17 protein-coding genes are annotated in these 17,238 nt (G+C 71.7%); 7 read left to right on the top strand and 10 right to left on the bottom strand.

Annotated features, from left to right (window positions below; all coding sequences use genetic code 11):
• Nucleotides 1-402: 402 nt before the first annotated feature.
• Nucleotides 403-789, top strand: coding sequence for a DUF6281 family protein (locus ABD224_RS10020; protein WP_344049051.1), 387 nt, complete (start codon nucleotides 403-405; stop codon nucleotides 787-789).
• A 227-nt stretch (nucleotides 790-1,016) separates the two neighbouring features.
• Here ABD224_RS10020 and ABD224_RS10015 read toward each other — a convergent pair whose 3' ends face one another.
• The 6 genes from ABD224_RS10015 to ABD224_RS09990 form a co-directional block, all read right to left on the bottom strand.
• Nucleotides 1,017-2,099, bottom strand: coding sequence for a zinc-binding dehydrogenase (locus tag ABD224_RS10015; RefSeq protein ID WP_344049050.1), 1,083 nt, complete (start codon nucleotides 2,097-2,099; stop codon nucleotides 1,017-1,019).
• A gap of 103 nt (nucleotides 2,100-2,202) precedes the next feature.
• Nucleotides 2,203-3,591 (bottom strand): aldehyde dehydrogenase family protein, encoded by a 1,389-nt coding sequence (locus ABD224_RS10010; RefSeq protein ID WP_344049049.1) that lies wholly within the window; start codon nucleotides 3,589-3,591, stop codon nucleotides 2,203-2,205.
• A gap of 339 nt (nucleotides 3,592-3,930) precedes the next feature.
• Complete coding sequence (locus tag ABD224_RS10005) at nucleotides 3,931-4,764, bottom strand: class F sortase (protein WP_344049048.1); 834 nt, start codon at nucleotides 4,762-4,764, stop codon at nucleotides 3,931-3,933.
• A gap of 358 nt (nucleotides 4,765-5,122) precedes the next feature.
• Nucleotides 5,123-5,806 carry a hypothetical protein gene (locus ABD224_RS10000; protein WP_344049047.1) on the bottom strand — a complete coding sequence of 228 codons (684 nt, stop codon included), beginning with the start codon at nucleotides 5,804-5,806 and terminating at the stop codon, nucleotides 5,123-5,125.
• 102 nt (nucleotides 5,807-5,908) lie between these two features.
• Nucleotides 5,909-6,616: a TetR/AcrR family transcriptional regulator gene (locus ABD224_RS09995; protein WP_425580957.1), complete on the bottom strand. Its 708-nt coding sequence runs from the start codon at nucleotides 6,614-6,616 to the stop codon at nucleotides 5,909-5,911.
• A gap of 128 nt (nucleotides 6,617-6,744) precedes the next feature.
• A complete protein-coding gene (locus ABD224_RS09990) occupies nucleotides 6,745-7,335 on the bottom strand; it encodes a hypothetical protein (RefSeq protein WP_425580956.1) in 591 nt (196 codons plus the stop codon).
• A 186-nt stretch (nucleotides 7,336-7,521) separates the two neighbouring features.
• Between ABD224_RS09990 and hmgA the strand changes: the two genes are divergently transcribed.
• The 4 genes from hmgA to ABD224_RS09970 all read left to right on the top strand — a co-directional run bounded on the left by hmgA (nucleotide 7,522) and on the right by ABD224_RS09970 (nucleotide 12,316).
• A complete protein-coding gene (hmgA, locus tag ABD224_RS09985; protein ID WP_344049045.1) occupies nucleotides 7,522-8,841 on the top strand; it encodes a homogentisate 1,2-dioxygenase in 1,320 nt (439 codons plus the stop codon).
• Between the two features lie 27 nt (nucleotides 8,842-8,868).
• On the top strand, nucleotides 8,869-9,618 hold the full coding sequence (locus ABD224_RS09980; RefSeq protein ID WP_344049044.1) for a GntR family transcriptional regulator: 750 nt from the start codon (nucleotides 8,869-8,871) through the stop codon (nucleotides 9,616-9,618).
• 26 nt (nucleotides 9,619-9,644) lie between these two features.
• Entirely contained in the window at nucleotides 9,645-10,811 is a 1,167-nt protein-coding gene (locus tag ABD224_RS09975; protein ID WP_344049043.1) for a type ISP restriction/modification enzyme, read from the top strand.
• A gap of 308 nt (nucleotides 10,812-11,119) precedes the next feature.
• The gene (locus ABD224_RS09970) at nucleotides 11,120-12,316 is read left to right on the top strand and encodes a CaiB/BaiF CoA transferase family protein (RefSeq protein ID WP_344049042.1); all 1,197 of its coding nucleotides are present in this window, start codon (nucleotides 11,120-11,122) and stop codon (nucleotides 12,314-12,316) included.
• A gap of 71 nt (nucleotides 12,317-12,387) precedes the next feature.
• Here the strand turns inward: ABD224_RS09970 and ABD224_RS09965 are convergent, their stop codons facing one another.
• The 4 genes from ABD224_RS09965 to ABD224_RS09950 form a co-directional block, all read right to left on the bottom strand.
• Entirely contained in the window at nucleotides 12,388-12,654 is a 267-nt protein-coding gene (locus ABD224_RS09965; protein WP_344049041.1) for a hypothetical protein, read from the bottom strand.
• A 128-nt stretch (nucleotides 12,655-12,782) separates the two neighbouring features.
• Entirely contained in the window at nucleotides 12,783-13,595 is an 813-nt protein-coding gene (locus ABD224_RS09960; RefSeq protein WP_344049040.1) for an anti-sigma factor, read from the bottom strand.
• Nucleotides 13,592-14,341 (bottom strand): sigma-70 family RNA polymerase sigma factor, encoded by a 750-nt coding sequence (locus ABD224_RS09955; protein ID WP_344049039.1) that lies wholly within the window; start codon nucleotides 14,339-14,341, stop codon nucleotides 13,592-13,594. Before ABD224_RS09955 ends, ABD224_RS09960 begins: the two co-directional genes overlap by 4 nt.
• 172 nt (nucleotides 14,342-14,513) lie before the next feature.
• Nucleotides 14,514-15,317, bottom strand: a complete 804-nt coding sequence (locus ABD224_RS09950; protein ID WP_344049038.1) for an SGNH/GDSL hydrolase family protein — start codon at nucleotides 15,315-15,317, stop codon at nucleotides 14,514-14,516.
• Nucleotides 15,318-15,543: 226 nt separating this feature from the next.
• Here ABD224_RS09950 and ABD224_RS09945 point away from each other — a divergent pair, with 226 nt between their 5' ends.
• Complete coding sequence (locus ABD224_RS09945) at nucleotides 15,544-16,038, top strand: hypothetical protein (protein ID WP_344049037.1); 495 nt, start codon at nucleotides 15,544-15,546, stop codon at nucleotides 16,036-16,038.
• A gap of 1 nt (nucleotide 16,039) precedes the next feature.
• Nucleotides 16,040-17,134: a GNAT family N-acetyltransferase gene (locus tag ABD224_RS09940; protein WP_344049036.1), complete on the top strand. Its 1,095-nt coding sequence runs from the start codon at nucleotides 16,040-16,042 to the stop codon at nucleotides 17,132-17,134.
• Nucleotides 17,135-17,238 lie beyond the last annotated feature (104 nt).

The raw sequence follows: 17,238 nt of genomic DNA, 5'->3' as shown, positions 1-17,238 counted from the left end.
CGGGTGTGGGAGCGAGGGCTCACGCATCACGGCGAGGGGGCGCGAGCACGCGGAGCGAGCATTTCGTGCACGGGGAACAGGCCGTTGCCCGCATGACCCCGCTGGGGTTGCGCGGGGTTGTCCGATCCGGGAGTCGAAGCGGAAAGGCTCGACACGGAGGGTCATGAACGGCAGCAGGCGTCTTTAGGCCCACGTGCCCAGGCCCACCCGAGTGCCGAGGAAGCGGAGTCTCACACGGCATCGGGCCGGGGCCACGGCCACGACAATCCGGCGGTCCATTGGGTCATTTCCAGACAGTGGCCCCGCAGTGGCCCCCAACGCACGGCCATGACCGGCATGGTCAATGAACCACTGCGTTGAGAAGCAGCCCCGTCCGCGCAGCATCCACTGAGGAGAGGCTTGATGAGCCGGGTCGGACGATCCATGGCACTGGCAGCCGTGATGGTGGCGGCAGTCGCGTGCACGGCGGGCGGCAGCAGCGACGGTGCGGAGTCAGGATCCTGTGAATACCGGATTCTGTACCACGGCCGAACGTACCGTGACGTCGCCAACGTGACGTTCACCGTCGGGGAGAAACTCGGCGACGCCACCGAACCGCCCTGCGACGACACCGGCGGCCAGAATGCGTCCGAGGCGTCAGGGACGACAGAGACCGTCCATGAGGTCGACGGCATCTCTCCCGACGTGGCCGTCGCAGTCGGCGACACCCCTGGTGAAGCCGAGTTCGTCGTCTCCTACTCCGGCACGGAGCTTCCTGTCGAGGTGAAGAAGCTGATCGACGGCTCATGACGCCGAGTGCCCGGACGGCGCGGGAAGTCAGTGGTCACCCGGGCGGCGGCCTCTTCGCCGCAGAGCAGGCGCCGGCGCCCGGCTTCCCCGGGCACCCGGTCACACCACGGCGCCCAGGCTGCTCACCGTCGGGATCGCCATCAGGATCGCCATCGGAACCGCACAAAGGCACTGAGCCCTGTCCTCCTGGCGCCGGCGAGGTGCCCGCCCGGCCTGCGGCTGCGGGGTCAGAAGACCACCAGGGCCCGTCCCCCCTTTCCCGCCAGCATGGTCTCGAAGGCGGCCGGAATGCCGTCCAGGGCGATCCGTTCGGTCACCAGGGCGGTCAGGTCCAGGCGGCCGGCGCGGACATGGCCGGCGAGGACGGGCAGGTCCTTGGCCGGGTCGGAGTTGCCGTAGACGCAGCCGGTCAGGGTGCGGCCCCAGTGGAAGATCTCCAGGGCGTTGAAGGTGACCTGCTGGTCCTTGCCGCCGATGCCGACGACCGTCGTACGGCCGCCACGGCGGGTGGAGTCCCAGGCGGCGCGGATGGTGGCCGCACGGCCCACGCACTCGACGGAGACGTCGACGCCCTGCCTGTCGGTGAGGGCGCGGATCTCACGGGACGTGTTCTCGGAGGCGAGGAGGTAGTCCGTGGCGCCCGCACGGCGGGCCAGTTCCTCCTTCTGCGGGGTCACGTCGACGGCGATGATCCTCGCCGCGCCCGCGATCCGGGCGGCCTGGAGGGTGGCCAGGCCGACTCCGCCGACGCCGAACACCGCGACGGTCTCCCCCGGCTGCACCTTCGCCGAGTGGTGGACGGCGCCGTACCCGGTGAGGACGGCGCAGCCGAGAAGCGCGGCGTCGGTGAGCGGGACCCCGTCCGGAAGGGGCAGGACACAGGAGGCGGCGACGACCGTCTCCTCGGCGAAGGCGGCGACGTTGAGACCGGGGTGCAGCTCGGTGCCGTCGACGGTGCGGGCGTGGACGCCGGCGATGCCGTTCAGCGCGTTGGCGCACAGCCACACCTCACCGAGCGCACAGGTGTGGCACTCCCCGCACGACGGCGCCCAGTTGAGGACGACGGCGTCGCCCGGCGCGACATGGGTGACCCCCTCGCCGACGGCGAGAACGGTTCCCGCGCCTTCGTGACCGAGCACGGCCGGCACCGGCACCCGCATCGTGCCGTTGCTCAGCGACAGGTCCGAGTGGCAGACCCCGGCGGCGGCCAGCCGGACCCGGACCTGGCCGGGGCCGGGCTCCGGCAGCTCGATCTCCGTGATCTCCAGCGGGGAGCCGATGGCGGGCAGGACAGCGGCACGTACGGCCATGACGTGATGACTCCCTTGGGACGAGGGAAACGACGGGAAAAAAAGACGAGGAAAGGACGAGGGAAGCGGGAAACCGGAAGCGGAGGACCTGGAGCCGGAGTGCCTAGAACTGGAGGGACTTGGTCTGCAGGTACTCGGCGAGGCCGTAGATGCCGAGTTCACGGCCGACGCCGGACTGCTTGCAGCCCCCGAAGGGGGCCAGGGGGTTGAAGCGGCCGCCGTTGATGTCGACCTGGCCGGTGTCCATACGGCGGGCGAAGGCCACCGCCTCGGCCTCGTCGCCCGCCCAGACGGCCCCGGCAAGGCCGTAGACCGTGCCGTTGGCGATGCGCAGGGCGTCCTCCTCGTCCTCGTAGCGCAGGACGGACAGGACCGGGCCGAAGATCTCCTCCTGGGCGACGGTCATGTCGGGGGTGACGTCGGCGAAGACGGTGGGGCTGACGAAGTAGCCCTTGTCGCGCGGGGATTCGGGGCCGCCGGCGACCAGGCGGGCGCCCTCGGCGATTCCCTTCTCGATGTAACCGCGCACGCGTGCCCGCTGTGCGGCGCTCACCAGCGGGCCGATGCGGTCGCCGTACTTCGCGGCGGCCGTCGCGGCGAGCTCGACGGCCTCGTCGTACTGGTCGCGGTGCACCAGCATCCGGGTCCAGGCGCTGCACGTCTGGCCGGAGTTGGACATCACGTTGGCGACACCGACGTTGACGGCCCTGGCCAGATCGGCGCTCGGCAGGATGACGTTGGCGGACTTGCCGCCCAGCTCCAGGGCGACCCTCTTGACGGCGGCGCCCGCCGTCGCGCCGATCCGCCTGCCGACGGCCGTGGAGCCGGTGAAGGAGACCAGATCGACGTCCGGGTGCTCGACGAGGGCCTGCCCGGCGACCGGGCCGAGGCCGGTCACCAGGTTGAGGACACCCGCCGGAACCCCGGCCTCATGGACCGCCTCGGCGAAGAGCCGGGCGGTGAGCGGGGTGTCCTCGGCCGGCTTCAGCACGATCGTGCAGCCCGCGGCCAGCGCCGGGGCGGCCTTGGCGACGATCTGGTGCAGCGGGTAGTTCCAGGGGGTGATCGCGCCGACCACGCCGACCGGCTCGTGGTACACGGTGGAGTTGCCCACCTTCTCCTCGAAGACGTACGTCGCCGCGAGATCGGCGTAGGAGCCGGCGACCGCGATCGGCACGCCCACGTGGACCGTCCGGGAGAAGGCGAGCGGCGAGCCGAGCTCGGCGGTGACGGTCTCGGCGATCTCCTCCTCGCGGGCCACCAGCACGTCCCGCAGGGCGGCCAGGCGGGCGGCCCGTTCGGCGGGCGGCGTCGCGGCCCAGCCGGGGAGGGCGGCGCGGGCGGCGCGCACGGCCGCGTCCACGTCCTCGGCGGTGCCCGCCGGCACGGTGGCGATGACCTGCTCGTCGGCCGGGTTCACCACCTCGATGACGTCCTGGCCCGCGGCGGGGCGCCAGGCACCGTCGATGTACATGCCGTCGTGTGCCTTCATCGTGCTCCTTGGGACGGGGCGCGTCGTACGCGTGGGGAGGAATGCGTCGTACGTGTCACAACCTACCGATGGCTCCCCGTGTCGGCACCGATGGTTTTCGGTCACCGGACGTCCCGGGGCCGGGGTCTTCACTCCTCCGGGGTCGGAAGGCGGACCGGGCCGGAAGGCGGGTCGGACCCGGAAGGCGGTCCGAGGCCGTACCCGCCCGTCGGCGCCGCCGGACCAGCCGGCGGACGGGCCCCGGTGCCCCGGATCCGGTCGGGTGCTCCGGTCCGCCCGGGAGGCACCCGGGAGACACCCGGAAGAAAGCGGCCGGCCGTGTGCGGGACTGACCGGATGTCACTTCGTCGCGGTCAGATGGGCGAAGACGACGACATTGCTGGAGTAGCCGGTTCGGTGGGTGTAGAGGCCGCCGCAGGTGATGACGCGGAGTTCGGGGCGGCGGGCGGGGCCGTACACCTCCTTGTCGGGGAAGCGGTCCTTGTCGAAGACCTGCACCTTGTCCACGGTGTAGACGGCGGTACGGCCGTCCGCGCGCCGTACCTCGATGGTCCGGCCCGGCTCGACCTGGCCGAGCGCGGCGAAGACGGCGGCGCCCTTCTTGGTGTCGCGGTGTCCCACCGCGACCGCCGTGCCGCGCTCCCCGGGCGTGGGCCCGTCCTTGTACCAGCCGACGAGGTTGGGATTGTCGGCCGGTGGCGTCTTCAGCCGCCGGTCGGCGTCGAGGCCGAGGCCGACGACGGGGGCGTCGATGCCGAGGGAGGGAATGCGCAGAGTGGTCGCCCGGGACCTGGGCAGCGGCGCGGGCGGGGGTGAGGACGGAGCGGTGGGGCGCGGGGAGGCGGACCGGCCGCCGTCCTGCGCGCCTTTGTCCTGAGTGCCTTTGTCCTGGGCGCCGCTGTTCGCACCCTTGTCTTTGTCCTTGTCCTTGCCCTCTCCTCGGTCCTTGCTTTGGTCCTTGCTTTGGTCCTTGCCCTTGCCTTGCGCTCCGTTGCCCTCCGCGCCGTTGCCTCCCCGTGCGCCGTCGCCCGTTCCGCCGCCCGTGTCGCCCGTGCCGGAGGGGGCCGGGAGAGCCGGCGCCGCGACGACCGGTCCGCCGGCCCGGTCCGCTGCGGTGCGCTCGCCCGCTCCCTCGCACCGGGTCCCCGCCATCACCAGGAGGAGCGCGAGCACAGCGGTTCTGGTGAGGCGATAGGCACGGGTCCGGTACCAGGGCCTGCGCCTGCGTCCGGGGCGTGGCGCGAAAGCGGCGCCGCCGGCCGCCCGGGGAACGGGTCTCGCGGGCACCCGGGGAACGGGGCCCGCGATGGTGGAGGGCCTGCCCCTGTTCATGCGGGGCCGGGAGCCCGGCAGAGGGCGTGCGCGCACGGCGGGGGGCCGCCCGCGCACCGGATGTACGCGGGCGGCCCCGGCCACACGGCCCGGCGTCCCTCCCTGCTCGGGGAGCCGGGAGGGACGCGTACCCGGGCGCACCCCCCGGCCGCCGGGCCGGGGGAGCGCCGCGGGACGGGCGGAACGTTCGGCGTACGCCCTACGCGGCGCCATGGAGCTGCCGTCGGGCCCGCCGGACGTACGCCGCTCCACCGGCCGCGGCCAGTCCCACGGCCGCGGCGCCGGTCAGCGGTGAGAGGGCGGCGGCCACCGGGGCGAGGCCGCCGGCGCCCGCGTGGACGGCGCCCTTCGGGCCTCCGTCGTTGTCGTGGCCCGTGGAGGCCACGCCGTTCTGCTGGTCGTGGCCGCGGCCCTGGTCCTCGATCCGGCCGCCCGGACCGTGGGCTCCCTCGCGCCGTTCCTGCTCGTCACGGCAGTTGACACGGAAGAGCTTCTCCCTGGTGGTGCCGTCGACGCTCCAGATGAGCTTGTACTGGCCGTCGGTCAGCACCAGCGGTTCGGTGTGGCCGGCTCCGGCGCCGAGGGCGATGGTGCCGTTGACGGTGGCGCTGGTGGGCAGCGGAGGCTGTGCCTGGATGGTGTAGGCGATGCTCGGGAGGCTGTCGAAGTTGACGGCCTCGAGATAGAACCGGCACACCACGGGGTCGTCCTTCGGGACGCCGAAAGGCACGCCCACCCGGTGGATCCTGATGTCGCCGCCTTCTCCTTGGGCCATGGCGGCGGGTGCCGCCAACCATGTGGCCCCCGCCGCGGTCAGGGCCGTCAGGGCGGCGGTGGCACCGATGCGGGAGCCGAAGGTGCGTAGAGATGTCAGGGTGGGCATGCGCATTCCTCCGAGTCAGCCGATTTTCATACAAATCGCTCTTGTCTCTGACTCTCTTTCACACCCGACCGCTGAAGACCGTGACCTGCGCCCGACGCGCCGTCAGACATCGCCCGACCGGCTCAGCCGACGCCTCTCCGCCGACGGCGGCGCGGTCCCCGGAGCGGACGTCTCTCGGTCCAGCGCCCGTTCCAGATACGCCCGCAGCATCACCCGCATCTCCTCGATGATCCGCTCGTCGCCCTGCGGGTCGACGCGGAAGGCGAGATGGACGAGGGTGTCGGCGGTCTCGACGGCCACCAGGAAGGTGCGGCGCAGCTCGTCGTCGAGGGGGCGGTCCAGATGACCGGAGAGCAGCTCGGCGAGGCGGTCGGCGACACGGTAATTGGGCTCGGCACGGGGGGCGCCGACGGGAATCTGGTTGCCGAAGTCGACCAGGGAGAAGCCGGGAGCGGTCCGCTTCATCTCCAGGTACTCCTCGAGCACGACGTCCATGGCGACACGCCAGTCGTCGCTCTCGGTCTTCCGCAGACGCTCCGTGACACGCTCGGCGAAGCGCTCGAGGTTGCGCTGGGCGAGCGCGTCGGCCATCGCGCGCTTGTTGCCGAAGAAGCGGTAGACGGAGCCGATGGGCACACCGGCGCGCAGAGCGACGGCACGCGTGGTCAGCTCGTCGTAGCCGACCTCGTCGAGGAGATCGGCGCAGGCGTCGAGGATTCTGGTCAGCCGTTCGGCGCTGCGCCGCTGCACGGGGGCGCGGCGTAGCGGGGTCGCGTGGGACACGGCTTCATCATGCCCGCCTCCGCTCATCGGGTGAAGCGTGTCTTCCGGCCGGTCGGACGACGGGGCGGCCTTCCGTGGCACGCCCACCGTGCGCCCCGCCGGCGCCCTGCCCGTCCCGCGGGAGCGCGCGGCCCCGAGCCCGGGACCGGCCCCGGTCATTCCGCAGGCGATCCCCCAGGTGACCCTCCGGGTGCTCCCCCGGGCGATCCCCTGAGCGATTCCCCGGGCGATTCCACGGGCGATTCCACGGGAGAGGCCGTGATGTCGGCCGTGCGCTGGATCGGTGCGCCGTCGGTCGCCCAGACCGTGTCGTCGTCGGCGTGGAGGCGGGCGGTGACGTGGTGGGTGCCGCGGGGGACCAGGCGGGCGGGCAGACGGTAGCGGGGGGTGCGCAGAAGGGCCACCGGCCGGCCGTCCACGAGCAGGCGGACATGACCGCGGCCGGGCACCGCCCGGGGCTCGGTGCCGGGCGGCGAGAAGCGGAAGCGGCGGACGGTCAGCCGTATGTCCCAGTCACCGCCGGTGTCCGGCTGGACCTCGACACCGACTTCGGGTGCGCCCTTCTCGTCCACCTCGCGGTAGCGCCGCCCCTCCTCGTCGGCGCGGTCGAGGAGCCTGCCCACGGGCTCGGCCGCCTTCCGCTCCGTGCCTTCGCGCGCACCGTCCGGCCCGCAGCCCGCCGGCCCGGCGGACAGCAGGGCACCGAGCGCGAGCGCGGCCAGAAATCCTCGTGTCCACGACAACATGGCGGGGAGCGTAGGGCGGCGGTACGCCCCGCCGGATCCCCCTGAAGTCCGGATCCGGTCCCCCTGAAGTCCGGTTTCAGTCCTCCCGGGGGCGCAGGGAGCTCGTCCCGAGGATGCAGGGGGCTTGCGCCCCGGAGAACCCAATCCTATGGTGCCCCATAGGAATCAAACCGCAAGGGAGCGATCATGAGTGGGGACGACGCGCGCAGCATTGCCGAGAAACTGACCTACCTCTCCGGCTTCGGCAACGAGCACAGTTCGGAGGCGATCCCGGGAGCCCTGCCCGTGGGCCGCAACTCCCCGCAGCGCGCCCCGCTCGGGCTGTACGCCGAGCAGCTCAGCGGTACGGCGTTCACCGAGCCCCGTGCCCACAACCGCCGCTCGTGGCTGTACCGCATCCGCCCCTCGGCCGTGCACCCGCCGTTCGCCCGCACCGACAACGGCACTCTGCGCACGGCCCCCTTCAACCAGACCGTGCCCGACCCGAACCGGCTGCGCTGGGACCCCCTGCCGGAGCCCGCCCCGGGCACGGACTTCCTGGCCGGCCTGTGGACCCTCGGCGGCAACGGCGACGTCACCCAGCGCACCGGCATGGCCGTGCACCTGTACCACGCCAACGCCTCGATGGAGCGCGTCTTCGGCAACTCGGACGGCGAGCTGCTGATCGTCCCCGAGCGCGGCGGGCTGCTGCTGCGCACGGAGTTCGGTCTGCTGCACGCCGAGCCCGGCCATGTGGCGCTGATCCCGCGCGGGGTGCGCTTCCGCGTCGACCTCCTGGACGGCACCGCCCGCGGCTACGTCTGCGAGAACTACGGCGCCCCCTTCCGCCTCCCCGACCTCGGTCCCATCGGCGCCAACGGCCTCGCCAACCCGCGGGACTTCATGGCGCCCGTCGCCGCGTACGAGGACGTGGAGGGCCCGGTGGAGGTGGTGAACAAGTTCTGCGGCAACCTGTGGGCCGCCACCTACGGCCACTCCCCGCTCGATGTCGTCGCCTGGCACGGCAACCATGTGCCGTACGTCTACGACCTGCGCCGTTTCAATGTCATCGGCTCGATCTCGTACGACCACCCGGACCCGTCGATCTTCACGGTGCTGACCTCGCCCTCCGACACCCCGGGTCTGGCCGGCATCGACTTCGTCGTCTTCGCGCCGCGCTGGCTGGTGGGCGAGGACACCTTCCGGCCGCCGTACTTCCACCGGAATGTGATGAGCGAGTACATGGGCCTGATCGAAGGCGCCTACGACGCGAAGGCGGAGGGCTTCGTGCCGGGCGGCGGCTCCCTGCACAACATGATGTCGGCGCACGGCCCGGACCTGGAGACCTTCGACAAGGCGAGCGCGGCCGAGCTGAAGCCGCAGAAGGTGGACGACGGGCTGGCGTTCATGTTCGAGACCCGCTGGCCGGTGAGGCTCACGCCCCAGGCGGTGCGCGCCGAACACCTGCAGCAGCGGTACGACGATGTGTGGCAAGGTCTCAAGCGGCACTTCCGCCCCTTGCCCTGAGAGTTTCCCGACCGGTACGGATGGCCCGTGACCTCCTTCGCTCCGGATTCGATCGTCCTGAACCGCAAGCTGCCGCTGTGGTACCAGGTGTCCCAGTCGCTGCGTGCCTCGATCCTCAGCCGCTCGCCCCGGGACCCGCTGCGTCTGCCCACCGAGGAACAGCTCGCGGAGCACTACGGCGTGAGCGTGCTGACCATGCGGCAGGCGCTGAAGGAGCTGGAGGACGAGGGTCTGATCACCCGGCACCGGCGGCGTGGCACCTTCATCGAGCCGAACGCCCGGCGGGGCGCCCCGGTACGGCTCCTCGGCTCGGTGGACGCGATCGTGGCCCAGCAGTCCGGTATGACCACCGAGCTGCTGGACCACGGCACGGCTCCCGTGCCCGCCGAACTCGCCGAGTTCTTCCCCGACCTGGACGAGGTGGCGACGTACCACCGGCTGCGCAGCGACGAGAAGACCGGTGAGCCGACCAACCACGCCCGCAACTACGTCCGTCCGGAGCTGGCCCGGCACATCCCCGTGGACGATCTGCTGCGGTGGCCGATGACCAAGGTGCTGCGGGACGTGGCCGGCGCGGACATCGCGCGGATCACGGACACGGTGGAGGCACGGCTGGCCGACCCGGAGACGGCGCGCCTGCTCGACGTCCCGCTGCTCAGCCCGATCCTGCACTACACGGGGGTCACCTACGACACGGCGGGACGGCCGCTGGACGTGGCGGTCATCCACTACCGCGGGGACCGTTTCTCCTTCTCGGTCACCCTCGACGCCACCTGAGCCGGCCGTTTGGGGCAGGTCGTACGATGCCGGGCGTGACGCACGACGACGCTGTGCCGCTGGCCGACCTCATGCCGTGGTCCGTCGCATCGCCACGGGTCGGGCGGGGGTGGCCGACGGCGCCCGACGCGGGGTGTCTGAAGGCCCGCTGGGAGACCCTGCTGAAGGCCGAAGGGCCCGACCGGGAAGCCCTGTTCGAGCCGACGCGCTCACGGACGCCGTACACGGCGGTCGGACAGCTGCCGGGCCGGACCGGCGGCACCGAGAAGCTGATCCGTGCCTCGGGGCCCTGCCCGGAACCGGTCCGCGTGCTGGTGGCGCCCTTCGACGAGCAGTGGCTGATCCCCGATCACCGTCTGATCGACGCGGCCCGCCCGGAGCTGTGGCGGGTGGCCGACGCCCGGCAGGTCTTCGTCACCGAGCCGGCCGCCGCGCCCGGCACCGCGGAGCCGCTCCTGCTGGCGACCTCCCTGCTGCCGCTCCTCCGCCCGGGCCGCGTCCGTCCCCTGTACCGCCGGCCGGGGGCGCGGGAGCCGAATCTGGCGCCCGGTCTGCTCGAGCACCTCGCCGCCCGTCTCGGGCACTCCCCCACCCCGCTGGACGTCCTCGCCTGGACGCTCGCGACCGTGCGCCCCGGTCCGGCCGTCCCGCTCACGGAGGACGCCGGAGTGTGGGCGGAGGGGGTGGAGCTGGGCCGCCGGATGCTGTGGCTGATGCGCCGTGACGGCGAACGCCCCAAGCTGCCCGGTGGCCGCCGCCCCTACGTCCGCGCCCCGCTGCCCTCCCGTCCGCGGACCCTGCGCTACGACCGGGACGAGGAGACCCTGTACCTCGACGAGGGCCGTATCTCCCCCGTGCCGTCCGAGGCCTGGGACTTCCGGGCCGGCTCGGTGCGCGTCCTGGAGCAGTGGTTCGCCGCACGGACCGCGGAGGGCGAACCGGGCACGCTGGCGGCGATCCGCCCGGCGGTCTGGCCGCAGGCGTGGACGTCCGAGCTCCTGGAACTGATCACGGTCCTCGCGCTGCTGGCGGAGCTGCGGCCCCGGCAGGAGGCCCTGACGGTCACCGCCCCGATCACCGCCGCCGACCTGAGGTCCGCGGGTGTCCTGCCGGTACCGGCGGCCGCCCGCCGGCCGGCCACGGTCCTCGACCACCTCGAGGAGGGCCCGGAGGGCCAGTTCGCCCTGGTCTGACGCCTCGTCCTGGTCCGACGCCTCGTCTTGGTCCGATGCCCCGGCAGCCGGCCCGGCAGCCGGCGGGGGGGGCTCGGCCGTACGGCACGAGGTCGGCCGGCACGAGGTCGGCCGGCGTGAGGTCGGCCAGCGTGAGGACGTCCGGCGCGAGGACGTCCGGCGTCCCGTCCCGGCGTCCGTGCGTGCCCCGCCTCCGGCGCCCCCGGACCCGGCCTTCCCCGGCCTCCCCCGGCCCTCCCCGGCGCGCCCGTCGGCCGGTCACGCCCCGCTGCTGACAAAACCGCCGCTCCCAGGCCATGATCCAGTTCATGGAGCAGCTTCCCCTGCCCCTGGAGGGCATCACCGTCGTCGCCGTCGAGCAGGCCGTCTCGGCGCCCTTCGCCACCCGGCAGCTGGCCGATCTCGGGGCCAGGGTCGTGAAGGTGGAGCGGGTCGACGGGGGCGACTTCGCCCGGAGGTACGACACCGCGGCCAAGGGGCTCGCCTCGCACTTCGTGTGGTGCAACCGGGGGAAGGAGTCGATAGCGCTGGATCTGAAGGATCCGCGGGGGCTGGACATCGTCCGGCGGCTGATCGCCGACGCGGACGTGTTCGTGCAGAACCTCGCGCAGGGCGCGGCGGCCCGGCTCGGGCTGGACGCGGCCACGCTGTGCGCCGAGCATCCGCGGCTGATCGCGGTGGACATCTCGGGGTACGGCTCCGGCGGTCCGTACGCGTACAAGCGGGCGTACGACATGCTCGTGCAGTGCGAGGCGGGGCTGGTGTCGGTGACCGGGACGCCCGAGCAGCCGGTGAAGGCGGGCATCCCGGCGGCGGACATCGCGGCGGCCATGTATGCCTTCTCGGGTGTGCTGGCCGCGCTGGTGCGGCGCGGCACCACCGGGCGCGGCGGGCCGGTGGAGGTGTCGATGCTGGAGGCGCTCGCGGAGTGGATGGGGCATCCGCTGCACCACACCCTGCACGGCGGCACCGCCCCGGCGCGCACCGGGCTCGCGCACGCCGTCATCGTCCCCTACGACGCCTACCCGACCGCGGACGGCGGGCGGGTGCTGCTGTCGGTGCAGAACGACCGGGAGTGGCGTCGGCTGGCCGAGCAGGTGCTGGAGCGGCCGGAGCTGGGGACGGACCCGGCGTTCGCGACGAACGCGGCGCGGGTCGCGCACCGGGAGCAGACCGACGCGCTGGTCGCCGGGGCACTGGGTGCGCTCGGCACCGACGAGGCGCTGGACCGGCTGGAGGCCGCGGGGATCGCCTGTGCACGCCTGCGGGACGTGCACGAGCTGGCGGAGCATCCGCAGCTGGCGGCCCGGAAGCGGTGGCGGGAGATGGGGACGCCGGTCGGGCCGCTCAGGACGCTGCTGCCGCCGATCACGCTGCCGGGCGGGGCCGGGCCTCGGATGGGGGATGTGCCCGCGCTCGGGCAGCACACCGACACGCTGCTGCGTGGTCTGGGGGTGACGGACGACGAGATCGCGGCGCTGCGCCGGGACGGCGTGGTGGCCTGAGCACGGGTGCGGTGAACGAGCCGGGAGGAACCGAGAGGAACGTCGTACGCCGGCCGGAACGCCGGTCGCGCTCAGTGCCCGCCGAACAGGGAGCGACGCAGGCGGCGCAGCGGCGCGAACAGCGACACCCGGCTCACCCGCGCGTCCCTGTCCGTGCGGTCGTGCGGACCGCGCGCGGTCAGCTCGCGTACCAGTGACGTCGCCTCCGCCACCTCGTGCTTCGGCGCGGCGGGGCCGGACAGCACCGAGAGATGACGGTCGAGACGTGAGCTGGTCGCGCTGCTCCCGCAGGTGACCGCAGGGACCCTCGCCCTGCCGCGCGCTGTTATCTGCTCCATGTCACTCCCCACCGTCACTCCCCACCCGTACGAGTCCACCCAGCCCGGGCAGAGTAACCCTATCGCCCTCTTGGGGCACTCATGTATCGCGGCCGCAGGATTCACGCAACGCGTAAGGGGATTGACGCTTACTCTCCGAATCCGACCGTTTTCAAGGTGAGTTGGACAAAGGGCCGGGTGGTGGGCCGAACCGACCCTCCGTCGGGTTCGACCGTGACGGCCAGTGAGGTGGCCTTCCTGGCAAGGCCCGTGACGGTCAGAGGCTCGCCCTGTGTGAAGAGTCCGAGGGAGCGCGGTGGTGCGCCGGGGCGCATGAGCCAGAGCTGGTGCACCCGGCCGGGGGGCGGAGCCGCGTATCCGCTCAGGGTGACCACGGCCCGTCCCTCGGAGGCGGAAGCGATCACCGCGATGCCGCGGCCCCGTGCGTCCCGGCCGGTGGCGGCCCGTGCGTCGGGTGCGGCCAGCACCCGGGTGATCTCACGTGTCCGGTCCCGCTGGGCGTCCAGTTCCTCCTGGGTCCGGTGCGCCTGGACGGCGAACAGCGCGGCGACGACGAGCGCCGCGGCGGCGGTCATGGTGGCGAACGGAACGAACAGGGGGCGCGGCCGGGGCGCACGGATGCGCGGGGGAGGCGGCTGGGTGCCCCAGACATGCGGGGGAAGCTGGGATGTGCGCCCCTTCGCCGGTGCGGGGTCCTGGGGAGTGTCGCGTACGGCGGCCAGGACCCGGTCGCGCAGCGCGGGGGGCGGCGGAGCAGCCGCGGAACAGGCCAGCCTGGCCGCGTCCTCGGACAGGGCGCGCACCTCGGCGTCGCACGGGTGACAGCTCCTCAGATGCTTCTCGAAGCGGGCCCGTTCGGCGGGGTCCAGGGCGTCGAGGGCGTAGGGCGCGGCCAGCGAGTGCAGGTCCTCGCGGCGCAGCAGACGGCCGAGCAGGCTCACGCGACTCCTCCCAGGCACTCGCGCAGGCGGGTGAGTCCGTCGCGCATCCGCGTCTTGACCGTGCCCAGCGGCAGGGACAGCCGTTCGGCCACTTCGCGGTAGGTGTAGCCGTCGTAGTAGGCGAGGGTGACGGACTGGCGCTGCAGCGCGGTGAGACGGTCCAGACAGCGCCGTACCCACTCGCGTTCCAGGCCGGCCTCGACCTCCTCGGCGACATGGTCGAAGGCGGGTGAGGCGGCGCGCAGCGCCTCGCGGCGCTCGCGTTCGCCGGCGGCGCGGGCGCTGCGCACCCGGTCCACGGCGCGGCGGTGGGCGAGGGTGAGCACCCAGGACAGGGCGCTGCCCCGCGCGGGGTCGAACCTCGCGGCGGAGCGCCACAGTTCGAGCAGCGCCTCCTGGGCCACCTCCTCGGACTGGGCGGGGTCGCGCACCACGCGCTGCACCAGTCCGTAGACGGGCCCGGACACCAGGTCGTACAGCCTCTCGAATGCTTTCTGGTCGCCCCTTGCCACGAGCACCAGAAGCTCGTCCGCCTCCACTCGTCGCCTCCTCTCCGCCGATCGCCGTGGGCTCGACCTGTCGCGTACGGTACGCGCAGCGGGCGCGCCCCTGAGAGAAGTACGGACGAGCGGGCCGAAAACGCGGGTCGGACAGGAAGAAAGGAAGGAAGAAAGGAAGGAACGAAGGGAGGAACAAAGGGAAGGGCTAAGGGAGGGGCAAACGGAGAAAAGACGTCCGGTCGTCATCCTCCGTCAACGGCATGGGCGGAGACCCCGGCACAGGCAGGGTCTCCGCCGCGGACACGGCTTCTGTCTCTTCTTTTCCGTGAGGGTCAACGTGTCTCTTCCGTGAGGGATCGCGTGAGGATCACGCGAGGGACAACGTGGGGGACGACGTGAGGGACAGGAAGAGCAGAGATCAGGCCGCGCCGGTGAGGACCGGCAGATAGCCACCGGACTGGCCGGCTGCCGTCGGGTGGTAGGAGTTGCCGATGTTCAGCCAGTCGACGCTGTGCAGCCAGGAGTTGCCGGAGCAGATCTCGTGGCCGCTGAAGGCGGGACGGACGTCGCCGAAGACGAAGCCGTGGTTCGCGACGACCCTCGCGATGGCGGCGTTGAGGTGGTCGGCCGCGCCGTTGATGGCGGCGCGCTTGGTCTCGGACAGGCCCAGGCAGAGCTGGCCGAGCATGTAGAAGCGGGGGTAGCCGAGCACGACCACGCGCGCGTTGGGCGCCTTGGCGCGGATCGCCGAGTAGAGGTTGCTGAGCTTTCCGGGCAGGGTCGAGTCGACGTACGCCTTCGCGGTGTTGATGCGTGAGACGCAGGCGCTGTCGGACTGGATCACACAGGTCGTCATGACGTCGGCGAATCCGGCGTCGTTGCCGCCGATGGTGATCGACACGAGTGCGGTGCCGGAGTTGAGCGGGCCGAGCTGGTTCGCCAGTACGTCGTCCGTCCGGGCGCCCGAGCAGGCGGTGAAGGCGAACGACGAGGGTGAGTGCGCGGCGTTCCACAGGTACGGATACGCCTTCGTGCTGCGTTTGCAGCTGCCGCTGGAGTCGATGTAGCTGCCGGCGCCGACCCCGGAGGAGTAGGAGTCGCCGAGGGCCACATAGCCGCCGGCGGCGGCCTGTTGAGCGTGTGCCGTCGCCGCCCCGGTCAGGGCGAGTCCGACGGCCAGGAGGAGAGAACCGATATAGGCGACAAACCGGGAACGTCTCATGGAACCTCCCTTTAGCAGGATCTCTGCCACAACTGTCGTACCAGCTACGCGTGTTGACAGGAAGTGTCCATGCCAAAATTTTTTAACGATCAACAAGATGCGGTGCCGAGAGCGGTCGTTGCCATGCCCTTTCGGCCAACTGACCGAAAAGCGGCTGGAGATGGATGAAGGATCCCGAAGAGGGGATCAAGCGCCCACAAGAACCCTTACGGGTGAATTCCGTGTCTTGACGATCCCTGTACGGCTGCGCGACATTGAAGCCTGGCATCCGGCGCTTCGGGGGGCAAAGTCGCCAATGCAGACCATCGACGTCACAACAGCTTCATCAGAGGGCGCCGCGACGAAGCGACCAGGGCCGGGGAGGGACCTGTCGCCGCTGCTCGCGGGCGCCGCGACGGCCGCCGGAGGAACCGGCGCGCTGCTCGCACTCACCGGATCGGACTCCGTCCTGCGTGGTCCGCTGACACTGTTTCTCCTGGTGGCGGTGCCGGCCGCCGCCATCGCGGCCACACTGCGCGGACTGGATCCCTTCAGCCGTGTGCTTGTCTCAGCGGCGGGCGCCGTCGTTCTCGACATGCTGGTGGCCCAGGGAATGCTGACCCTGCACCGATGGTCCGTCAGCGGTGGGCTGATGACCGTCACCGCGTTCAGCTCCCTCGTTCTCCTGCTGGTTCTGGTACGGCGCCGGTGCGGCCGTACGGTGAAGAGACAGGGCTTCTGACGTGGACATCAGCGTGTACCGCCCCGGCGAGTTGAGCGCCGCCGACCGGGCGGCGTGGACGGCCATGCAGTCCAAGGCCCATCTGCACGGCCTGGAGGAGCTGGCGAACCCGTTCCTCTCCCCCGAGTTCGCCCTCGCGGTGGGCAGGTGCAGACGCGGGGTGCGGATCGCGGTGATCCGCGAGAACGGCGAGCCGGCCGCGTTCTTCCCGTTCCAGAGAACCGCCACCGGCGTCGGCCGGGCCATCGGGCTCGGCGTCTCCGACTGCCAGGGCCTGGTCCACCGGCCCGGCTTCATCTGGGACGCCCGTGAGCTGCTGCGGGCCTGCGGGCTCGCCATCTGGGAGTACGACCACCTGGTGGCGGGCCAGAAGCCGTTCGAGGCCGGCGCCACCGGCACCTTCCCGTCCCCGGTCATGGACGTGGACCGGGGCTATGACGTCTATCTGCGCGAACTGCGCGCCCGCTCACCGAGTTTCCTCCGCAGCACCTGGGCCAAGGAGCGCAGGCTGAAGCGCGACGTGGGCCCCGTGCGCTATGTCCACGACGAACGCGACCCGGCCGTGCTGCGCACGCTGATGGGCTGGAAGTCCGCCCAGTACCGGCGGACCGGACGCAGCGACCGCTTCGCGCACGCATGGATCACCGCTCTGGTCACCCGGCTGTTCCACACCCGATCCGACCCGTTCGCGGGCATTCTGTCGGTGCTGTACGCGAACGACCGCCCGGTCGCCGCCCACTTCGGACTGCGCACCGAGCGGGTGCTCTCCTCCTGGTTCCCGGCGTACGACCCGGCGTACGGACGGTTCTCCCCGGGACTGATCATGTATCTGCACATGGCCGAGGCAGCCGCCGACGACGGCATCGCCCACCTCGACCTCGGCCGGGGGCAGAAGAGATACAAGGACTCCCTGAAGACACGTGAACTCACGGTGTCCGAGGGATGGGTGACACGACGTCACCCCGTGGCGATCGCGCACCGGGCGCACCGCGCCCCGGTCCGGGCGCTACGGAACACGGTGCAGTCACGGCCGGAGCTGTTCGAGCCCGCGGACAAGCTCCTCAAACGGATAGGAAAAATCCGATCAAGGCTGTGATCAGCGCGCACATGGTTTCACAACGGGAAAATCAGCAAAAATGTGAGGCCTGATTCCAGGTCTTGCCATACTGGTTCAATCATCAATACTGTCGTACATCTCAT

Source organism: Streptomyces thermoalcalitolerans, assembly GCF_039525155.1.
Taxonomy (GTDB): Bacteria; Actinomycetota; Actinomycetes; order Streptomycetales; family Streptomycetaceae; genus Streptomyces; species Streptomyces thermovulgaris.
Note: the sequence above shows the minus strand (reverse complement) of the source record. Positions and strands in the feature narration are given on the sequence as shown.

Coding starts and splice junctions, on each gene's coding strand:
- ABD224_RS09975 (WP_344049043.1), top strand. CDS start 9,645: ATGCCGGGCGTGACGCACGACGACGCTGTGCCGCTGGCCGACCTCATG.
- hmgA (WP_344049045.1), top strand. CDS start 7,522: ATGAGTGGGGACGACGCGCGCAGCATTGCCGAGAAACTGACCTACCTC.
- ABD224_RS09995 (WP_425580957.1), bottom strand. CDS start 6,616: ATGAGCGGAGGCGGGCATGATGAAGCCGTGTCCCACGCGACCCCGCTA.
- ABD224_RS09950 (WP_344049038.1), bottom strand. CDS start 15,317: ATGAGACGTTCCCGGTTTGTCGCCTATATCGGTTCTCTCCTCCTGGCC.
- ABD224_RS09955 (WP_344049039.1), bottom strand. CDS start 14,341: ATGACGACCGGACGTCTTTTCTCCGTTTGCCCCTCCCTTAGCCCTTCC.
- ABD224_RS10000 (WP_344049047.1), bottom strand. CDS start 5,806: ATGCCCACCCTGACATCTCTACGCACCTTCGGCTCCCGCATCGGTGCC.
- ABD224_RS09990 (WP_425580956.1), bottom strand. CDS start 7,335: ATGTTGTCGTGGACACGAGGATTTCTGGCCGCGCTCGCGCTCGGTGCC.
- ABD224_RS10020 (WP_344049051.1), top strand. CDS start 403: ATGAGCCGGGTCGGACGATCCATGGCACTGGCAGCCGTGATGGTGGCG.
- ABD224_RS09970 (WP_344049042.1), top strand. CDS start 11,120: ATGGAGCAGCTTCCCCTGCCCCTGGAGGGCATCACCGTCGTCGCCGTC.
- ABD224_RS10015 (WP_344049050.1), bottom strand. CDS start 2,099: ATGGCCGTACGTGCCGCTGTCCTGCCCGCCATCGGCTCCCCGCTGGAG.
- ABD224_RS09965 (WP_344049041.1), bottom strand. CDS start 12,654: ATGGAGCAGATAACAGCGCGCGGCAGGGCGAGGGTCCCTGCGGTCACC.
- ABD224_RS10010 (WP_344049049.1), bottom strand. CDS start 3,591: ATGAAGGCACACGACGGCATGTACATCGACGGTGCCTGGCGCCCCGCC.